Source organism: Duganella sp. Dugasp56, from assembly GCF_047304105.1.
Lineage (GTDB): Bacteria > Pseudomonadota > Gammaproteobacteria > Burkholderiales > Burkholderiaceae_D > Rugamonas > Rugamonas hordei.
The window spans coordinates 100,409-115,395 of the sequence record NZ_JBGLYQ010000009.1; the positions used below are offsets into that span (position 1 = coordinate 100,409).

Genomic DNA, 14,987 nt, shown 5'->3' on the forward strand with positions numbered 1-14,987 from the left:
GGATTGTGCAGGGCTAGCGGATTCTTGTCTGATCCTGCCGTTCGCGCTTGCGATAGGCCAGCGGCGTGACATCCAGTGCGCGGCGCATCGCATGGGTCAGCGCGCTCTGGTCGGCGTAGCCGGCCGCCGTCGCCAGCCGGGCGATAGGCAGATCGGTTTCCGCCAACTGGCGGCACACCCAGCGCAGGCGCATGTCAGTCAGCCAGGCCAGAGGCGTGGTCTGCAGCTCGTCGCGGAACACGCGGTGCAGGCTGCTGACGCTCATGTGCGCGGCCCCGGCCATCGTCTCGGTGCTCCACGGCTGGCCGGGATGTGTCTCGATGCGGCTCAACGCGGCCAGCAGGCGTGAAGCCGGCCGGATCTCCTGTTGCGCCAGCGACTCCAGCAGCAGCGGTGTCCAGTTGGCCAGCAAGGCCGGGCTGGCGCCGGATTGCGCGCGCATCAGTGCGATGAAGTCGATCAGCTTGGCCGCCGGCGCGCTGATCGGCGCATACGGCCGCTCGGCCAGCCGTCCGGCGGTTGCCTCGGGCACGGCCGCCAGGTCGAAGTCCAGTATCAGTGATTGATTCGGTTCGCGGGAGAATTGCGTATGGACCAGGCCCGGCTCGATGAACGCCGCGCGCAGCGGGTGCGCGACGCCGCCGGCGCCGTCGATGTCCAGGGTCAGCTTGCCCTTCAGCGGCAGCACCAGCTGGGCGAAGCTGTGCACGCCCGCCGACGGTACGGCATCGTAGCTGCGGAGATCGATTTCGGTAGGCATGGTGCCGTCAGTTTAGCACCTCCGCCGTCAACGGAAATACAGCATGCGGGTGAAGAAGGTGTAGCCGGACTCCAGCCACATCAGCCAGGCCAGCACCAGCAGGCAGGCAGGCGGCGCCAGGATGGCGTACATCAGCGCCGCGCGCTCCCAGCGCAGGTGCATGAACACCGCCACGATCAGCCCGGCCTTGGCCATCATCAGCAGCAGGATCAGCGTCCAGCGCAGATAGCTTTCGACGTGGAAGAAATCGACCAGGTAGGAAAACGTGCTGAGCACGAACAGCAGCAGCCACACCTTCAGGTACAGGCCGATCGGATGCGTGGTCGATTCCATGGCGCCCCCTACCAAAGATAAAACAGCGCAAAGATGAACACCCAGACCAGGTCGACGAAGTGCCAGTACAGGCCGGCGATTTCGACGATGTCGTATTTTTCATAATGGCCGCGCCGCACCCTCGCCGCAATGATGCTCAGGTAGATCACGCCGGCCGTCACGTGCAGGCCGTGGAAGCCGGTGATCATGAAGAAGCAGGCGCCGAACTGCGCTGCGCCGTCAGGATTGGCCCAGGGCCGCACGCCCTCCCCGATCAGCTTGCTCCACTCGAACGCCTGCATGCAGACAAAGGTCGCCCCCAGCGCGGCGGTCAGCAGCATCAGCCGGGAGCACACCGCCCGCTCGCCCCGGTAGGCGTAGTTGACCGCCATCGCCATCGTGCCGCTGCTGGTGATCAGCACGAACGTCATGATGGCGATCAGTATCAGCGGCAGCTGCGTGCCGCCTATCGTCAGCGAAAACACCTCGCTGGGATTGGGCCAGGCCGCCGTGGTCGAGATGCGCACCGACATATAGCCGGTCAGGAAACTGCCGAAGATGAAGGTGTCGCTGAGCAGGAAGATCCACATCATCGCCTTGCCCCACGGCACACGAAACGCCTCCCGGTCACCCGACCAGTCCGCCACCATGCCTTGCCAGCCTGCCGTCTTGTCGCTCATGGCGCACCTCCGCAAATCTGCTGCACCAGTTCCGGCGTCAGCCAGAACAACAGCGCGAACATGACCAGCCACAATCCCAGCAGGAAATGCCAGTAGCGCGCGCACAGCTGTATCGTCGCCACCCTGCCCGCCGCCCACGTTGCGACAACCAGGCCGCCGATCACGTGCAGGCCGTGCAGTCCGGTGATCAGGTAAAAGAAGCTGTTGGCCGGATTGCCGTCCAGCGCGAAGTTGGCCGCGATCATGGCTTGCCACGCCCATAGCTGCGAGGCCAGGAAGGCCAGTGAACACAGGCACGCCAAGCCATAGGCACGCCACGACACCGCCGTCTTGCCGCAGTCCGCCGCGCGCCACGCGCGCTGCCACGCAACGCTGGCCAGCGCCAGCAATGCCGTGCTGAGCCACAGCTGCCACGGCACGATCGGCAGCGGCCGCCAATCCGGCAGCCCCATGCGCATCACATAGGCCGCGCTGAACAGGAAGAACAGCATGGCGATCACGCCCATCAGCAGCCACAGGCCGGTGCGCCGGGCGGCGGTGCCGGCATGCCCGGTCACCAGGTAAAGACTGGAATTCATGGCGTGCTTTCCTCCTCGGACAGCTTGGCCGCGGCGCCCGCCGGCCGCCGCCGTGCCTCTTCGTCAGGCCCGTGGTTTTGCGGCAGGTAGTCGCTGTCGCCGTCCTGCCGGCCGTAGTCGTACGCGCCGCGATACACGACCGGCAGCTGCTCGCCCCAGTTGCCGTGCACCGGCGGCGTTTGCGGGGTTTGCCATTCGAGGCTGGCGGCGCGCCACGGATTGCCGCCGGCCACGCGCCCGCGCACCGCGCTCCAGCACAGGTTCAGCAGGAACAACAGCTGCGTCGCACCGACCACCAGCGCGACGATGGTGATGAACGCGTTCAGCGTCTGCGCAGATTCCGGAATGAACGAATAATTTTCATACGCATAGTAACGGCGAGGCATGCCGAGCAAGCCCAGGTAGTGCATCGGGAAGAAGATCAGGTAGGCGCCGATGAAGGTCACCCAGAAATGCACGCGGCCCAGCATGACGTCGTACATGCGCCCGCTGACCTTGGGAAACCAGTGATACAAACCGCCGAACACCGCCAGCACCGGCGACACGCCCATCACCATGTGGAAGTGCGCGACCACGAAGTAGGTGTTGGACAGCGGGATATCCACGCTCACATTGCCAAGGAACAGCCCGGTCAGCCCGCCGATGACAAAGGTGCTGATGAAGCCAACGGCAAACAGCATCGGCACCGTCAGGTGTATGTCGCCGCGCCACAAGGTCAACGTCCAGTTGTAGACCTTGAGCGCGGTCGGCACCGCGATGATCAGCGTGGTGGTGGCGAAGAAGAAGCCGAACAGCGGATGCATGCCGCTCACATACATGTGGTGCGCCCACACCACGAAGCTGAGTCCGCCGATGACGATGATCGCCCACACCATCATCCTGTAGCCGAAGATCTGCTTGCGCGCGTGCACGCTGATCAGGTCGGAAATGATGCCGAACGCCGGCAGCGCCACGATGTACACCTCGGGATGGCCGAAGAACCAGAACAGGTGCTGGAACAGCAGCGGACTGCCGCCCTGGTGCGGCAGGTGCTGGCCCATCGACACCACGGCCGGCATGAAGAAGCTCGTGCCCAGCGCCTTGTCGAACAGCATCATCACGCCGCTGACGAACAGCGCGGGGAAGGCGAACAGCGCCAGGATGGTGGCGGTGAAGATGCCCCATACCGTCAGCGGCATGCGCATCAGTGTCATGCCCTGGGTGCGCGCCTGCAGCACCGTGGTGACGTAGTTCAGCCCGCCCATCGTGGCCGCCGCGATGAACACCAGCAGCGATACCAGCATGACGACGATGCCCCATTCCGTGCCCGGCGTGCCCGGCAGGATGGCTTGCGGCGGATACAGCGTCCAGCCGGCGCCGGTGGGACCGCCCGGCACGAAGAAACTGCCCGCCAGTATCAGCACCGCCAGCAGGTAGAACCAGTAGCTCAGCATGTTCAGGAAGGGAAACACCATGTCGCGCGCGCCGACCATCAGCGGGATCAGGTAGTTGCCGAAGCCGCCCAGGAACAGCGCCGTCAGCAGGTACACCACCATGATCATGCCGTGCATGGTCATGAACTGGTAGTAGCGGCTGGCGTCGATGAAGGCGAACTTGCCGGGAAAGCCCAGCTGCAGCCGCATCAGGTCGGACAGTACCAGCCCCACCATGCCGATCGCCAGCGCCGTGATGGTGTACTGGATCGCGATCACCTTGTGGTCCTGGCTCCACACATAGCGCGTCCAGAAACTCTGGGGATGCCCGCCGCCGTAGCTCATCGTCGCCTCCTACTGCTTGATGGTCTTGATGTAGTCGACCAGTTGCCCAACCTCGGCCGGACTCAGCTGCTGAGCCGGCATGATGGGCTGATAGCCCTTGACGACGCGCGCGGCCGGATTGGTGATCGATTCCCGCAGATACGTCTCGTCCACGTGCACAGAGGCGCCGTCGTTCATGGTTTCGTTTTTGCCGAACAGGCCCTTCCACGTCGGCCCCACGCCGGGATTGCCGTCCACGCTGTGGCAGGCCGCGCAGCCGCGCGACTGCGCCAGCAGCCGGCCCTGTTTGCCGGGCTCGTCGCCGCCGGCCGACACCGCCGACATCCGCGCGGTAAACGTCGGCTGCGCCTCCAGCCAGGCCTGGTAGGCCGGGCCGTCGTCGACCACCACGTAGCTGCGCATGTTGAAATGGCCGATGCCGCACAGCTGCGCGCACATCACCTCGAACTTGCCGGTCCGCGAAGGCGTGAACCAGAACGACGTCACCATGCCCGGCACCATGTTCATGCGGGTGCGGAATTCCGGCACGTAGAAATCGTGCAGCACATCCTGCGCGCGCAGCAGCACGCGCACCGGCCGGCCGACAGGAATATGCACTTCCTGTCCCTCGACCAGCAGGTCGTCCTGGCCGCTGGGATCGGCCGGATTCAGGCCATAGGGATTGCTGTTGTTGATGAAGCGCACGTCGGTACTGCCCAGCTTGCCGTCCTTGCCGGGCAGGCGGTAGTGCCACTGCCACTGCTGGCCCAGCACTTCAAACACCATCGCATGGGCCGGCGGATCGATCAGCTTGGCGTATACCGACAAGCCCGGCGCCAGCATCGCGATGATGCCCACCGTGGTGGCGCCGACCAGCCACCACTCCAGTTTTGTACTGCCATGCGCGGCGGCCGCGCGCACGCCGTCCTGGTGCTTGAACGTCACCAGCGCATACGCCACGAACAGGTGGATGACGACGAACAGCAGGCCGGTGATGGCAAAGGTCAGCAGCAGCGCGTCATCCATCTGCTGCCAGTTCGACGCGATAGGCGTCAGCCACCACGGACTCATGTAATGAAATTCCAGGGCGCCAACTACGATCAGTATCAATACGAGAGCTAACGCCATGGCCTCTTCCTGAAGCTAGCGCGGCCGGCTCGGCCGTTCCAGCTTGAGATAAATGAAGGCTGCGGCCATGCCGAAAATGACATGGGCAATGGCCGTCGGCCACCCTCGCAGCGCTACGAACCATGTATAGACCGCGGCCATGCCATAAAAGTTCAGCGCGTAGAGCAGCAATCCGAACACGGCGCCGGCGGCCAGCGCCAGCCCCATGCTGGAATCAAGACGGAACGGCGCGATGATGGCGGCCAGCACGACGCCGAACGCCACGCCCAGCGAGTAGTGCACCAGCAGCGCGGCGACGGTGACGCCGAGACTGTAGCCGCTGCCCTGCAGCGCGTCCCAGCCCATCACCAGCGCGGCGATCATGTGGGTCGCCAGCCAGGGATCGTCGCTGCCGGTCGCGGCCAGCCAGATCGGCTCGAGCAGCATCAGCACGCCGCCGGCGCCGAAGCCCGCCACCGCAGCGGCGGCCCAGTCCGGCAGGCGCGCCTGCCAATGATGTGATTGCAGATGCAGTTCCATGATGTCTCCTCCCCGGATACCTGTGCGGCATTCAGTCTAGGAGTTTTTTCAGGACCTGTCAGCCCGCGCACGACTCGAAAACGACAGCCATAAAGCGAGCGCGCCGGCGCCAAGCAGACTCGTGCAGACGGTGCTGGCGGCCACCAGCGCGGCCGGGTTGCGCAAGCCCAGCAGGTCGGCCGCGAACGCCAGCGACACTGTCGCGATCAGCTGGGCCGGACAGAGGAAGCGCAGCTGGCGAAAGGCGCGCGCGTCGCCGCGCCGCCAGAACTTGAGCGCGACGGCAAACGCGGGCCCCCACAGCACGCCGAGAAAAACCAGCGCGGCGAAGGCGGAAAGCAGGATGCGCATGAGGAACCTAAGGACGCTGGGCGCGCACCTTGGTCAGCAGCTTGGTGGTCGAGCGGTCATGCTCGAAATCGATGGCGATGGCCTGGCCGCCGTAGGCCAGCACGGCCTGGCCTTCCGGGATCGCATCCATCTGGTAGTCACCGCCCTTGGCGTAGATTTCCGGACGCGCCTGCTGCACCACTTCCAGCGCGGTGTCCTCGTCGAAATCGACCACCAGGCTGACCGACTCCAGCGCGGCCAGCACCGCCATGCGGTCGGCGCAGGTGTTGAGCGGACGGTCGTCGCCCTTGCCCAGCCGCTTGACGGAGGCGTCGGTGTTGGCCGCCACCACCAGCGAGGCGCCCAGCGCGCGCGCCTGCGCCAGGTAGGTCACATGGCCGCGGTGCAGGATATCGAACACGCCGTTGGTCAGCACCACCGGCTTGGGCAGCGCGGCCACGCGGGCGGCCAGTTGTTCACGGGTGCAGAGCTTGGTTTCAAATTGAGGCATCAGGTTTCTTTTCTACTTGGATTCTTCTTCGTCCGGCTCTTCGTCGATCTGCATGCTGAGCGAGTCGGCGCCGGCGGACGGACTGTTGTCGCCGGGTTCCTTGCGGTCGCCGCGCAGCTTGATCTGCAGGCGCAGGCCGTTGGCCGAGTCGGCGTTGCGGATCGCCTCTTCGTAAGCGATGTAGCCCTTATTATAAAGTTCGTACAGCGCCTGGTCGAAGGTGCACATGCCCAGCTCGCGCGACTTGTGCATGATTTCCTTGATCGCCTGGAAGTTCCCCTTGAAGATCATCTCGGCGATGGTCGGCGTGTTGAGCAGGATTTCAATGGCGGCCTTGCGGCCCTTGCCGTCCTCGGTGCGCACCAGCCGCTGCGACACGATGGCGCGCAGGTTGGACGACAGATCCATCAGCAGCTGGTTGCGCCGCTCTTCCGGGAAGAAGTTGATGATGCGGTCCATGGTCTGGTTGGAGTTGTTCGCGTGCAGCGTGCCCAGGCACAGGTGGCCGGTCTCGGCAAACGCGATCGCGTGCTCCATGGTCTCGGTGTCGCGGATCTCGCCGATCAGGATCACGTCCGGCGCCTGGCGCAGCGTGTTCTTCAGCGCGTTGTGCCACGACAGCGTGTCGACGCCCACCTCGCGGTGCGTGATCAGGCAGCCCTTGTTCTTGTGCACGTACTCGACCGGATCCTCCACCGTGATGATGTGGCCGGCCGAATTGGCGTTGCGGTAGTCGATCATCGCCGCCAGCGTGGTGGACTTGCCGGAGCCGGTGCCGCCGACCACCAGCACCAGCCCGCGCTTGGTCATGATGACTTCCTTCAGCACCTCGGGCAGGTCCAGCTTTTCGAAATTCGGTATTTCCGATGCGATGGTCCGTATCACCATCGCCACGTTCTGCTGCTGCACGAAGACGTTGACGCGGAAGCGGCAGACGTCCGGCAGCGAGATGGCAAAGTTGCATTCCAGCTCAGCCTCGAACTCGCGCTTCTGCTTGTCGTTCATGATAGACAGGGCCAGCGCGCGGGTCACGGAGCCGGTCAGCTTCTGCTGGCTCAGCGGCTTCATCGCCCCCTGCGACTTCATGCTGGGAGGGAAATCCGCGGAAATGAACAAATCCGAACCGCCGGTGTGGTGCATCACCTTCAGCAGCTTGTGCAGGTAGGCCTGCGCCTCTTCTGGACCAAATGTGGAGGACATACTTGCCTTTCGATGGTTACGCCGCATTATATCGGCAGCATTCCGCTACAATAGCTTTTCTAATTATTGCATCCCAGCATCGCCTGTGTTCAAATACATTTCATGACACTGACCGAACTGAAATACATCGTTGCTGTTGCACGAGCGAAACACTTCGGACACGCGGCCGAAGCTTGCTATGTTGCACAGCCTACGCTTTCGGTCGCCATCAAGAAACTGGAAGATGAACTGGGCGTGGTCCTGTTTGAACGGGGCGGCGCCGAAATCTCCGTCACCCCGCTGGGCGCGCAAATCGTCGCCCAGGCCGAGCGCGTGCTGGAACAGACCGCCGCCATCAAGGAACTCGCCAAACAGAACAAGGATCCGCTGGCCGGACCGCTGCGCCTGGGCGTGATCTACACCATCGGCCCCTACCTGCTGCCGCCGCTGGTCAAGGGCATGATAGACAAAGTGCCGCAGATGCCGCTGATCCTGCAGGAGAACTTCACCGTGCGCCTGCTGGAAATGCTGCGCCAGGGCGAACTGGACGCGGCCATCATGGCGCTGCCGCTGCCGGAGCACGGCATGGCGCTGCAGGCGCTGTACGACGAGCCGTTCGTGGTCGCGATGCCGGCCCAGCATCCGTGGACCAAGCGCAAGAGCATCCCCGCCGACGACCTCAAGACCGAAAACATGCTGCTGCTTGGTAACGGACACTGCTTCCGCGACCAGGTACTGGAAGTATGTCCCGAGATGGCCCGTTTCTCTGCACCGGGCAACGGCATGCAGCGCACCTTCGAGGGCTCCTCGCTGGAAACCATCCGTCACATGGTCGCCAGCGGCATCGGCCTGACCGTGCTGCCGCGCGCCTCGGTGCCGGACATGGACAGCGACGACGGCATGCTGCGCTTCCGTCCCTTCGACCTGCCGGAGCCGTCGCGCCGGGTGGTCATCGTGTGGCGCAAAAGCTTCACCCGCAAGTCCGCCATCGACGCCGTGTGCGAAGTGGTCGCCGCCTGCAACCTGCCCGGCGTCACCCCGCTCAGCGCCGGATGACGGCGCCGCCGCACCGGCGGGCGCGGGATTTGCGATAATCCCATCTTTCCCTACGAACGACGTCATCCATGAACAAGCTGGAGCTGTATTTCCGCCTCGTGCGGCTGGACAAACCTATCGGCACGCTGCTGCTGCTGTGGCCGACGCTGTGCGCGCTGTGGCTGGCCTCCAACGGTAAGCCGGACTGGACCGTCGTCGGCATCTTCGCGCTCGGCACGCTGCTGATGCGCTCGGCCGGCTGCGCGATGAACGACTACGCCGACCAGGATATCGACAAGTTCGTCAAGCGCACCGCGCAGCGGCCGATCACCAGCGGTCGCGTCAGCGGCAAGGAAGCGCTGGCGATCGCCGCCACGCTGGCCCTGCTGTCGTTCTGCCTGATCCTGCCGCTGAACGCGCTGACCAAGCAGTTGTCGGTGGCCGCCGTCATCATCGCCGGCACCTATCCTTACTTCAAGCGTTTCTTCGCCATCCCGCAAGCCTACCTGGGCATCGCCTTCGGCTTCGGCATCCCGATGGCGTTTGCCGCGCTGCAGGGCGCGGTGCCGGTGGTGGCCTGGGTGCTGTTGCTGGGCAACGTGTTCTGGGCCGTGGCCTACGACACCGAGTACGCGATGGTCGACCGCGACGACGACCTGAAGATCGGCATCAAGACCTCGGCCATCACCTTCGGCCGCTACGACGTGGCGGCGGTGATGCTGTGCTACGCCGTGCATCTGGGCTTGCTGCTGGCGTGCGGCTGGCAGCTGGGTATGGGCGTGTGGTTTGCCGGCGGCGTGGCGGTGGCGGCCGGCATCGCCTGCTATCACTACACGCTGATACGCGGCCGCGAACGGGATCCCTGCTTCTACGCCTTCCGCCACAACAACTGGCTGGGCGCGGCGGTGTTCGCCGGCGTCGCGCTCGACTACGCGCTGCGATAGCGCGATGGCAGGCTTGCACGATTGAGCCACCGCAAGACGGCGCGGGCCCCGCTGTCTACACTGATTATCCCCCAGCCACCAGCCACCTAGACGAGGTCATCATGGATCAGACTCAACAGAACGGTAAAGCCATCTCCGACAGCCAGGCCGCCAGCAACACAGCGCGCGACAAGCTGATGGACGAATTGAAAAGCACCATCGGCGAAGCGGAGAAATGGCTGCAGGACACCGCCGGCCAGGCAAGCGCCGTCGCCTCCGAAGCCCGCGCCCGTTTCGACGACTCGCTGCGCACCGCCAGGGCCGACCTGCGCAAGCTGGAGGACAGCGTCATCGCCCGCGGCCGCGGCGCGGCCGAATCGGCCAACGTCTACGTGCATGACAACCCATGGAAAGCCGTCACCCTCGGCGCCACGATAGGCGTCATCTTCGGGCTGCTGATCGCCAGGAAGTAAATCGCGCTAAATCATGATCCTGGTTGATTCCGGACAGTCAGCTGAAGCGGCGGGTTATTGGCACTCTCGCAATGGCCACTGCATACCAGCCTCCACACTGGCACCATGCAGCTTAAGCACCGACTTCGGCGCCGCCATCAGCCATGCTTTCGCCAGCAGCACCGCCACACCGTCGCGGTGCGCCTGCGGCAGGCGCAGCAGGACCCACGGATGTTCGCGGTAATGGTCTGTGATGTAGTAGGTTTCCGGCGCTATCGTCAGCAGGCGTTCGCGCTCTTCCCACGTGGCGCGCACCGCGACCGACTCGCCATCCTCCTTCAGCCGCGCCATCAGCTTGCCTTTGACCTTCAGCGCCGGCGTGCCATACGAAGTCGACTCTTCCACCGCGGGAAGCGCCAGGCCGACAGCTTTGAAAGCAGCGTAATCCATGTCACCCGAACGAACTGCACCAGCCGCCGGCCGCCACCAGCTTGCCGGCGAAGATGGGACAGCCGCCCATACCATTCGGGCCATCCTCGTAGATCTGGCATTTGCTGCATTGGTCGCCGGGTTTGAACTCGGGGAATTTTTGCCGGTCCACCTTGCCGGCGTCAATCAAGTAGTTGAACTCTTTCGCCTGCGGCTCGTCCTCCTTGAGCGCCACGCGGTCGTCGGCCCACGCCATGCATCCCAGCGTCGCGGCGGCCAGGCCGGCGCAGGTGTTGAGAATAAATATTCGGCGATTCGTCATCTTTTTCCTTTCCGTCGCTGCCGCGCCACATGGCGCGACAAGGGCCATGATACGCCGTTGCGGCCGAAAACATGCTGCTATACTCAACGTTGCCAGGCACGCTACATTGACCAATAAAAAAATCAGGGGACAACATGTACAAGGCTATACGCGCAGTCGCACTTTGCGGTTCCATCGGCGTGTTGTTGGGCGCCTGCAGCAAGTCCGAAGCACCGGTGTCCGCCGAAACGGCCAGCGCTGACGCGGTCTTCCAGAAAAAACTGCAAGAGCAATTGCTGGACGCCAAGCCCGGCAGCGTGGTCGAGATCCCCGCCGGCACCTACCGACTGACCAGCGGCCTGACCCTGCGCGGCAACGGCGTGACGATACGCGGCGCCGGCATGGACAAGACCATCCTCTCGTTCAAGGGCCAGATCACCGGACCGGAAGGCATGCTGGTCTACTCCAGCAACTTCACCATCGAAGGCCTGACCATCGAGGACTCCAAGGGCGACGGCCTGAAGATCAACGACGGCGACAACATCACCATCCGCAAGGTCAAGGTGCAATGGACCGGCGGCTCCAAGGTCAGCAACGGCGCCTACGGCATCTACCCGGTCAAGACCAGAAACGTGCTGATCGAGGACTGCGTGGCGATCGCCGCGTCCGACGCCGGCATCTACGTCGGCCAGTCCAACGGCGTGGTCGTGCGCCGCTCGCGGGCCGAGCAGAACGTGGCCGGCATCGAGATCGAGAACACCATCAACGCCGACGTCTACGACAACGTCGCCACCAACAACACCGGCGGCATCCTGGTGTTCAACATGCCCAACCTGTCGCAGCCGGGCCATAGCACCCGCGTGTACAAGAACAAGGTCGAGAAGAACAACCTGGGCAACTTCGCCGCGCGCGGCACGGCGGTGGCCAGCGTGCCGGCCGGTTCCGGCATCGTCATCAACTCCAATTCGAAAGTGGAAATCTTCGACAACGACGTCACCGACAACCAGACCGCCAACGTCATCATCTCCAGCTACCACTCGACCGGCTACTACACCGAAAAAGGCGTGGCCGCCGGCTACGACCCGTATCCGAAGGCGATCTACGTGTACGGCAACCGCTTCAAGGGCGGCGGCGACTCGCCCGACGGCCTCGACCTGAAGGCGCTGAAGATCGCCATGTACGGCTTGAGCGGCCACCTGCCCGACGTGCTGTGGGACGGCTACGTGGACACCAAGCTGATGGTCAAGGGCGTGCTGCCGGCCGACCAGCGCATCTGCATCCAGGACGGCGTGGACGTGCTCAACGCCGACGGCCCGAACAAGTACAAGAACCCGAGCAAGGACACCGCGCCGTACCGCTGCGAACTGGCCAAGCTGCCGCCGGTGACCATTACCCAGCTCGCCGCGCAATCATGATGGGAGCAAGCGCAGTGCGCCCGCTGCTGTTGGCGGCAATGGCGGCGTGCGCACTGTCGGCATGCACGCAAAACCAGCAGCCGGTCAGCTTCATCGCCGAAGGCAATCCGGCCAAACTGAGCGACTGGCATCTGATGGCCGTCGCCGGCGGCCGCCTGAACCTGAATACCGGCGTCGTGCCCTACGATCTGAACACGCCGCTGTTCACCGACTATGCGCAAAAGCTGCGCACCGTGTGGATGCCGAAGGGGCTGAGCGCCGTCTACAACGCCGACACCACGTTCGAGTTCCCGGTCGGCACCATCATCAGCAAGACTTTCTATTATCCGAAGGCGTCCGGCCCGGCCAAGGCGGTGCTGGCGACCTACGACACCAGCAAGAACGGCGGCGACAAGCTGGACCTGGCCAATGTGCGCCTGATCGAAACCCGGCTGCTGGTGCGCCGCGCCGACGGCTGGATCGCCCTGCCCTACGTGTGGAATCCCGAGCAGACCGAGGCCGTGCTGTCGCGCACCGGCGACCAGGTGCCGCTGGAAGTGGTGCACGAGGACCGCAGCCGCAAGCGGCTGACCTATGTGGTGCCGAACGTGAACCAGTGCGCGTCCTGCCACGTGGCGGACGTCAAGTCGCGCCAGTTCCAGCCCATCGGACCGAAGGCGCGGCACATGAACCGCAACTACAGTCACGACGGCGTGAGCGTCAACCAGCTCGACTACCTGGCGCGCATCGGCTACCTGAGCGGCGTGCCGGCCAACGCGGCGGCGGCCGCGCCGCACAACGCCAACTGGCGCGATCCGGCGCAAACGCTGGACGCGCGCGCCCGCGCCTACCTGGACATCAACTGCGCCCACTGCCACAACGACAAGGGCGCGGCCAACACCACGGCGCTGCATCTGAACATCGGCGCACCGGCCGACCTGCACCTGGGATTGTGCAAGCCGCCGGTGGCGGCGGGCGCCGGCACCGGCGGCCATGGCTACGGCATCGCGCCCGGCAAGCCGGACGAGTCGATCATGGTCTACCGGCTCAGTTCCGCCGAAACCGGCATCATGATGCCGGAGCTGGGACGCGGCTCGGTCCACAAGGAAGGCGTGGCGCTGATACGCGCATGGATCGCGGCGATGAAGCAGGGCTGCGACAGCAAGAACTAGCTGGCCGCGCCCAGTTCGTCGCCCATCTCCCTGCCGCGGTGGGCGGCGGCCTTCATGGCCTTGATGATGGCGGCCTTGACGCCGCTCTCCTCCATGCTGGTCAGCGCAGCGTAGGTGGTGCCGCCCTTCGAGGTGACCCGCTCGCGCAGCAGCGACACCGGCTCGCTCGAGCGGATCGCCAATTGCGAGGCGCCGCCGAAGGTGGCCAGCGCCAGCTGCTTGCCCTGCTCCTCGCTCAAGCCCATTTCCACCGCGGCCTGCTGCATCGCCTCGATGAAGTAGAACACATAGGCCGGGCCGCTGCCGGAAACCGCCGTCACCGCATCGATCTGCGCCTCGTCGTCCAGCCACACGGTGGGGCCGACGGCGCGCAGGATGTCGTCCGCCATCCTCTTCTGTTCCGCGCTGACGCCGGCCGTCGCCGCCATGCCGGTGATGCCCATGCCGATCAGCGCCGGCGTGTTCGGCATGCAGCGCACGATGGCGCCGTAGCCGCCCAGCCAGCGCGACAGGTCGGCGCCGCGGATGCCGGCCGCGATCGACACGATCAGCGGCTGCCTGGCCGGCGAGATCAGCGGCGCCAATTGCGCCGCCACTTCGCGCATGCTTTGCGGCTTCACCGCCAGCACGATCACGTCGGCCGCCGACACGGCGCCGTCCGCGCCGGCGGCGGTGGTCACGCCGAACTGCGCGTGCAGCCGCGCCAGCGCTTCCGCGTTCGGGTCGGCCACGTGGATGTTGGCGCCGGCCGTCAGTTTGTTCGCCAGTCCGGCGATCAGGGCGGAGGCCATGTTGCCGCCGCCGATAAATGCTATTTTCATCGTCATGCCTTGTTGTATTGTCGTGATCCAAAAATGGCGCTGCCGACGCGCACGATGGTGGCGCCCTCGACGATCGCCGCGCGCATGTCGGCCGACATGCCCATCGACAGCGTATCGAGCGCCAGGCCGTCGGCGCGCAACTGCTCGTACAGCGCCCGCAGCTGCGCGAACGCCGCGCGCTGCTGTTCAAAGTCCTCGGCCGGCTCGGGGATCGCCATCAGGCCGCGTAACGTCAGATTCGGCAGCGCCGCGACCTTGTGGGCCAGCGCCGCCAGTTCGTCCGGGGCGACGCCGCTCTTGCTGGCCTCGCCGCTGATATTCACCTGCAGGCAGATCTGCAGTGGCGCCATGCCGGCCGGCCGCTGCTCGGACAGCCGCTGCGCGATCTTCTCGCGTTCGACCGTGTGCACCCAGGCGAAGTTCTCGGCGATGGGACGGGTCTTGTTGCTCTGGATCGGTCCGATGAAATGCCATTCCAGCGCCGGCGCGCCGGCCGCCTGCAGCGCCTTGATCTTGTCCAGTCCCTCCTGCAGGTAATTCTCGCCGAACGCGCGCTGGCCCGCGCCCACCGCCTCCAGCACCGCCTCCGGGCCGAAGGTCTTGGACACGGCCAGCAGGCGCACCGACTGAGGCGGCCGGCCAACATCTTGGGCTGTGGCAACAATAGTCGAGGTGATTGCTTGCAAGTTCTGGGGGATCAGGGACATAATCATCGGGTAAAAAATCG

19 protein-coding genes are annotated in these 14,987 nt (G+C 64.9%); 5 read left to right on the top strand and 14 right to left on the bottom strand.

The window, feature by feature from the left end; all coding sequences use genetic code 11:
* Positions 1 to 13: 13 nt before the first annotated feature.
* From ACCD07_RS08270 to ACCD07_RS08315, 10 genes are read right to left on the bottom strand one after another with little or no spacing between them, the layout of a single operon-like run.
* The gene (locus tag ACCD07_RS08270; RefSeq protein WP_413447053.1) at positions 14 to 760 is read right to left on the bottom strand and encodes a helix-turn-helix domain-containing protein; all 747 of its coding nucleotides are present in this window, start codon (positions 758 to 760) and stop codon (positions 14 to 16) included.
* Between the two features lie 27 nt (positions 761 to 787).
* Positions 788 to 1,093, bottom strand: a complete 306-nt coding sequence (locus tag ACCD07_RS08275; protein WP_176654703.1) for a cytochrome C oxidase subunit IV family protein — start codon at positions 1,091 to 1,093, stop codon at positions 788 to 790.
* Positions 1,094 to 1,101: 8 nt separating this feature from the next.
* Positions 1,102 to 1,752 (bottom strand): heme-copper oxidase subunit III family protein, encoded by a 651-nt coding sequence (locus ACCD07_RS08280; RefSeq protein WP_413447054.1) that lies wholly within the window; start codon positions 1,750 to 1,752, stop codon positions 1,102 to 1,104.
* A complete protein-coding gene (locus ACCD07_RS08285) occupies positions 1,749 to 2,330 on the bottom strand; it encodes a bb3-type cytochrome oxidase subunit III (protein WP_413447055.1) in 582 nt (193 codons plus the stop codon). The genes ACCD07_RS08280 and ACCD07_RS08285 overlap by 4 nt, the downstream gene beginning before the upstream one ends.
* Positions 2,327 to 4,087 carry a cytochrome c oxidase subunit I gene (ctaD, locus tag ACCD07_RS08290; protein WP_413447056.1) on the bottom strand — a complete coding sequence of 587 codons (1,761 nt, stop codon included), beginning with the start codon at positions 4,085 to 4,087 and terminating at the stop codon, positions 2,327 to 2,329. The genes ACCD07_RS08285 and ctaD overlap by 4 nt, the downstream gene beginning before the upstream one ends.
* A gap of 9 nt (positions 4,088 to 4,096) precedes the next feature.
* The gene (locus ACCD07_RS08295; RefSeq protein WP_413447057.1) at positions 4,097 to 5,194 is read right to left on the bottom strand and encodes a c-type cytochrome; all 1,098 of its coding nucleotides are present in this window, start codon (positions 5,192 to 5,194) and stop codon (positions 4,097 to 4,099) included.
* Between the two features lie 15 nt (positions 5,195 to 5,209).
* Positions 5,210 to 5,713, bottom strand: coding sequence for a hypothetical protein (locus ACCD07_RS08300; RefSeq protein ID WP_176654708.1), 504 nt, complete (start codon positions 5,711 to 5,713; stop codon positions 5,210 to 5,212).
* Between the two features lie 48 nt (positions 5,714 to 5,761).
* Positions 5,762 to 6,064: a hypothetical protein gene (locus tag ACCD07_RS08305; RefSeq protein ID WP_176654709.1), complete on the bottom strand. Its 303-nt coding sequence runs from the start codon at positions 6,062 to 6,064 to the stop codon at positions 5,762 to 5,764.
* A 7-nt stretch (positions 6,065 to 6,071) separates the two neighbouring features.
* On the bottom strand, positions 6,072 to 6,554 hold the full coding sequence (gene rfaE2 / locus ACCD07_RS08310; RefSeq protein ID WP_176654710.1) for a D-glycero-beta-D-manno-heptose 1-phosphate adenylyltransferase: 483 nt from the start codon (positions 6,552 to 6,554) through the stop codon (positions 6,072 to 6,074).
* Between the two features lie 12 nt (positions 6,555 to 6,566).
* The gene (locus tag ACCD07_RS08315; RefSeq protein WP_176654711.1) at positions 6,567 to 7,754 is read right to left on the bottom strand and encodes a PilT/PilU family type 4a pilus ATPase; all 1,188 of its coding nucleotides are present in this window, start codon (positions 7,752 to 7,754) and stop codon (positions 6,567 to 6,569) included.
* 102 nt (positions 7,755 to 7,856) lie between these two features.
* Between ACCD07_RS08315 and ACCD07_RS08320 the strand changes: the two genes are divergently transcribed.
* From ACCD07_RS08320 to ACCD07_RS08330, 3 genes are all read left to right on the top strand, one after another.
* Positions 7,857 to 8,789 carry a hydrogen peroxide-inducible genes activator gene (locus tag ACCD07_RS08320; protein ID WP_353399642.1) on the top strand — a complete coding sequence of 311 codons (933 nt, stop codon included), beginning with the start codon at positions 7,857 to 7,859 and terminating at the stop codon, positions 8,787 to 8,789.
* 68 nt (positions 8,790 to 8,857) lie between these two features.
* A complete protein-coding gene (gene ubiA, locus ACCD07_RS08325; RefSeq protein WP_413447058.1) occupies positions 8,858 to 9,712 on the top strand; it encodes a 4-hydroxybenzoate octaprenyltransferase in 855 nt (284 codons plus the stop codon).
* Between the two features lie 101 nt (positions 9,713 to 9,813).
* Entirely contained in the window at positions 9,814 to 10,164 is a 351-nt protein-coding gene (locus ACCD07_RS08330) for a DUF883 family protein (RefSeq protein WP_176654714.1), read from the top strand.
* 54 nt (positions 10,165 to 10,218) lie between these two features.
* Here ACCD07_RS08330 and ACCD07_RS08335 read toward each other — a convergent pair whose 3' ends face one another.
* Positions 10,219 to 10,593 (bottom strand): MmcQ/YjbR family DNA-binding protein, encoded by a 375-nt coding sequence (locus ACCD07_RS08335; RefSeq protein ID WP_413447059.1) that lies wholly within the window; start codon positions 10,591 to 10,593, stop codon positions 10,219 to 10,221.
* Position 10,594: 1 nt separating this feature from the next.
* Positions 10,595 to 10,894, bottom strand: a complete 300-nt coding sequence (locus ACCD07_RS08340; RefSeq protein ID WP_413447060.1) for a high-potential iron-sulfur protein — start codon at positions 10,892 to 10,894, stop codon at positions 10,595 to 10,597.
* Between the two features lie 134 nt (positions 10,895 to 11,028).
* Between ACCD07_RS08340 and ACCD07_RS08345 the strand changes: the two genes are divergently transcribed.
* Together ACCD07_RS08345 and ACCD07_RS08350 are read left to right on the top strand one after the other, a co-directional pair.
* A complete protein-coding gene (locus ACCD07_RS08345; protein ID WP_413447061.1) occupies positions 11,029 to 12,288 on the top strand; it encodes a parallel beta-helix domain-containing protein in 1,260 nt (419 codons plus the stop codon).
* Positions 12,285 to 13,439: an SO2930 family diheme c-type cytochrome gene (locus ACCD07_RS08350; RefSeq protein ID WP_413447062.1), complete on the top strand. Its 1,155-nt coding sequence runs from the start codon at positions 12,285 to 12,287 to the stop codon at positions 13,437 to 13,439. Before ACCD07_RS08345 ends, ACCD07_RS08350 begins: the two co-directional genes overlap by 4 nt.
* Here ACCD07_RS08350 and proC read toward each other — a convergent pair.
* Complete coding sequence (gene proC / locus ACCD07_RS08355) at positions 13,436 to 14,260, bottom strand: pyrroline-5-carboxylate reductase (RefSeq protein ID WP_413447063.1); 825 nt, start codon at positions 14,258 to 14,260, stop codon at positions 13,436 to 13,438. The two genes, ACCD07_RS08350 and proC, sit on opposite strands and share 4 nt — an antisense overlap.
* Positions 14,261 to 14,262: 2 nt before the next feature.
* Positions 14,263 to 14,967 carry a YggS family pyridoxal phosphate-dependent enzyme gene (locus tag ACCD07_RS08360; RefSeq protein ID WP_176654722.1) on the bottom strand — a complete coding sequence of 235 codons (705 nt, stop codon included), beginning with the start codon at positions 14,965 to 14,967 and terminating at the stop codon, positions 14,263 to 14,265.
* Positions 14,968 to 14,987: the final 20 nt, after the last annotated feature.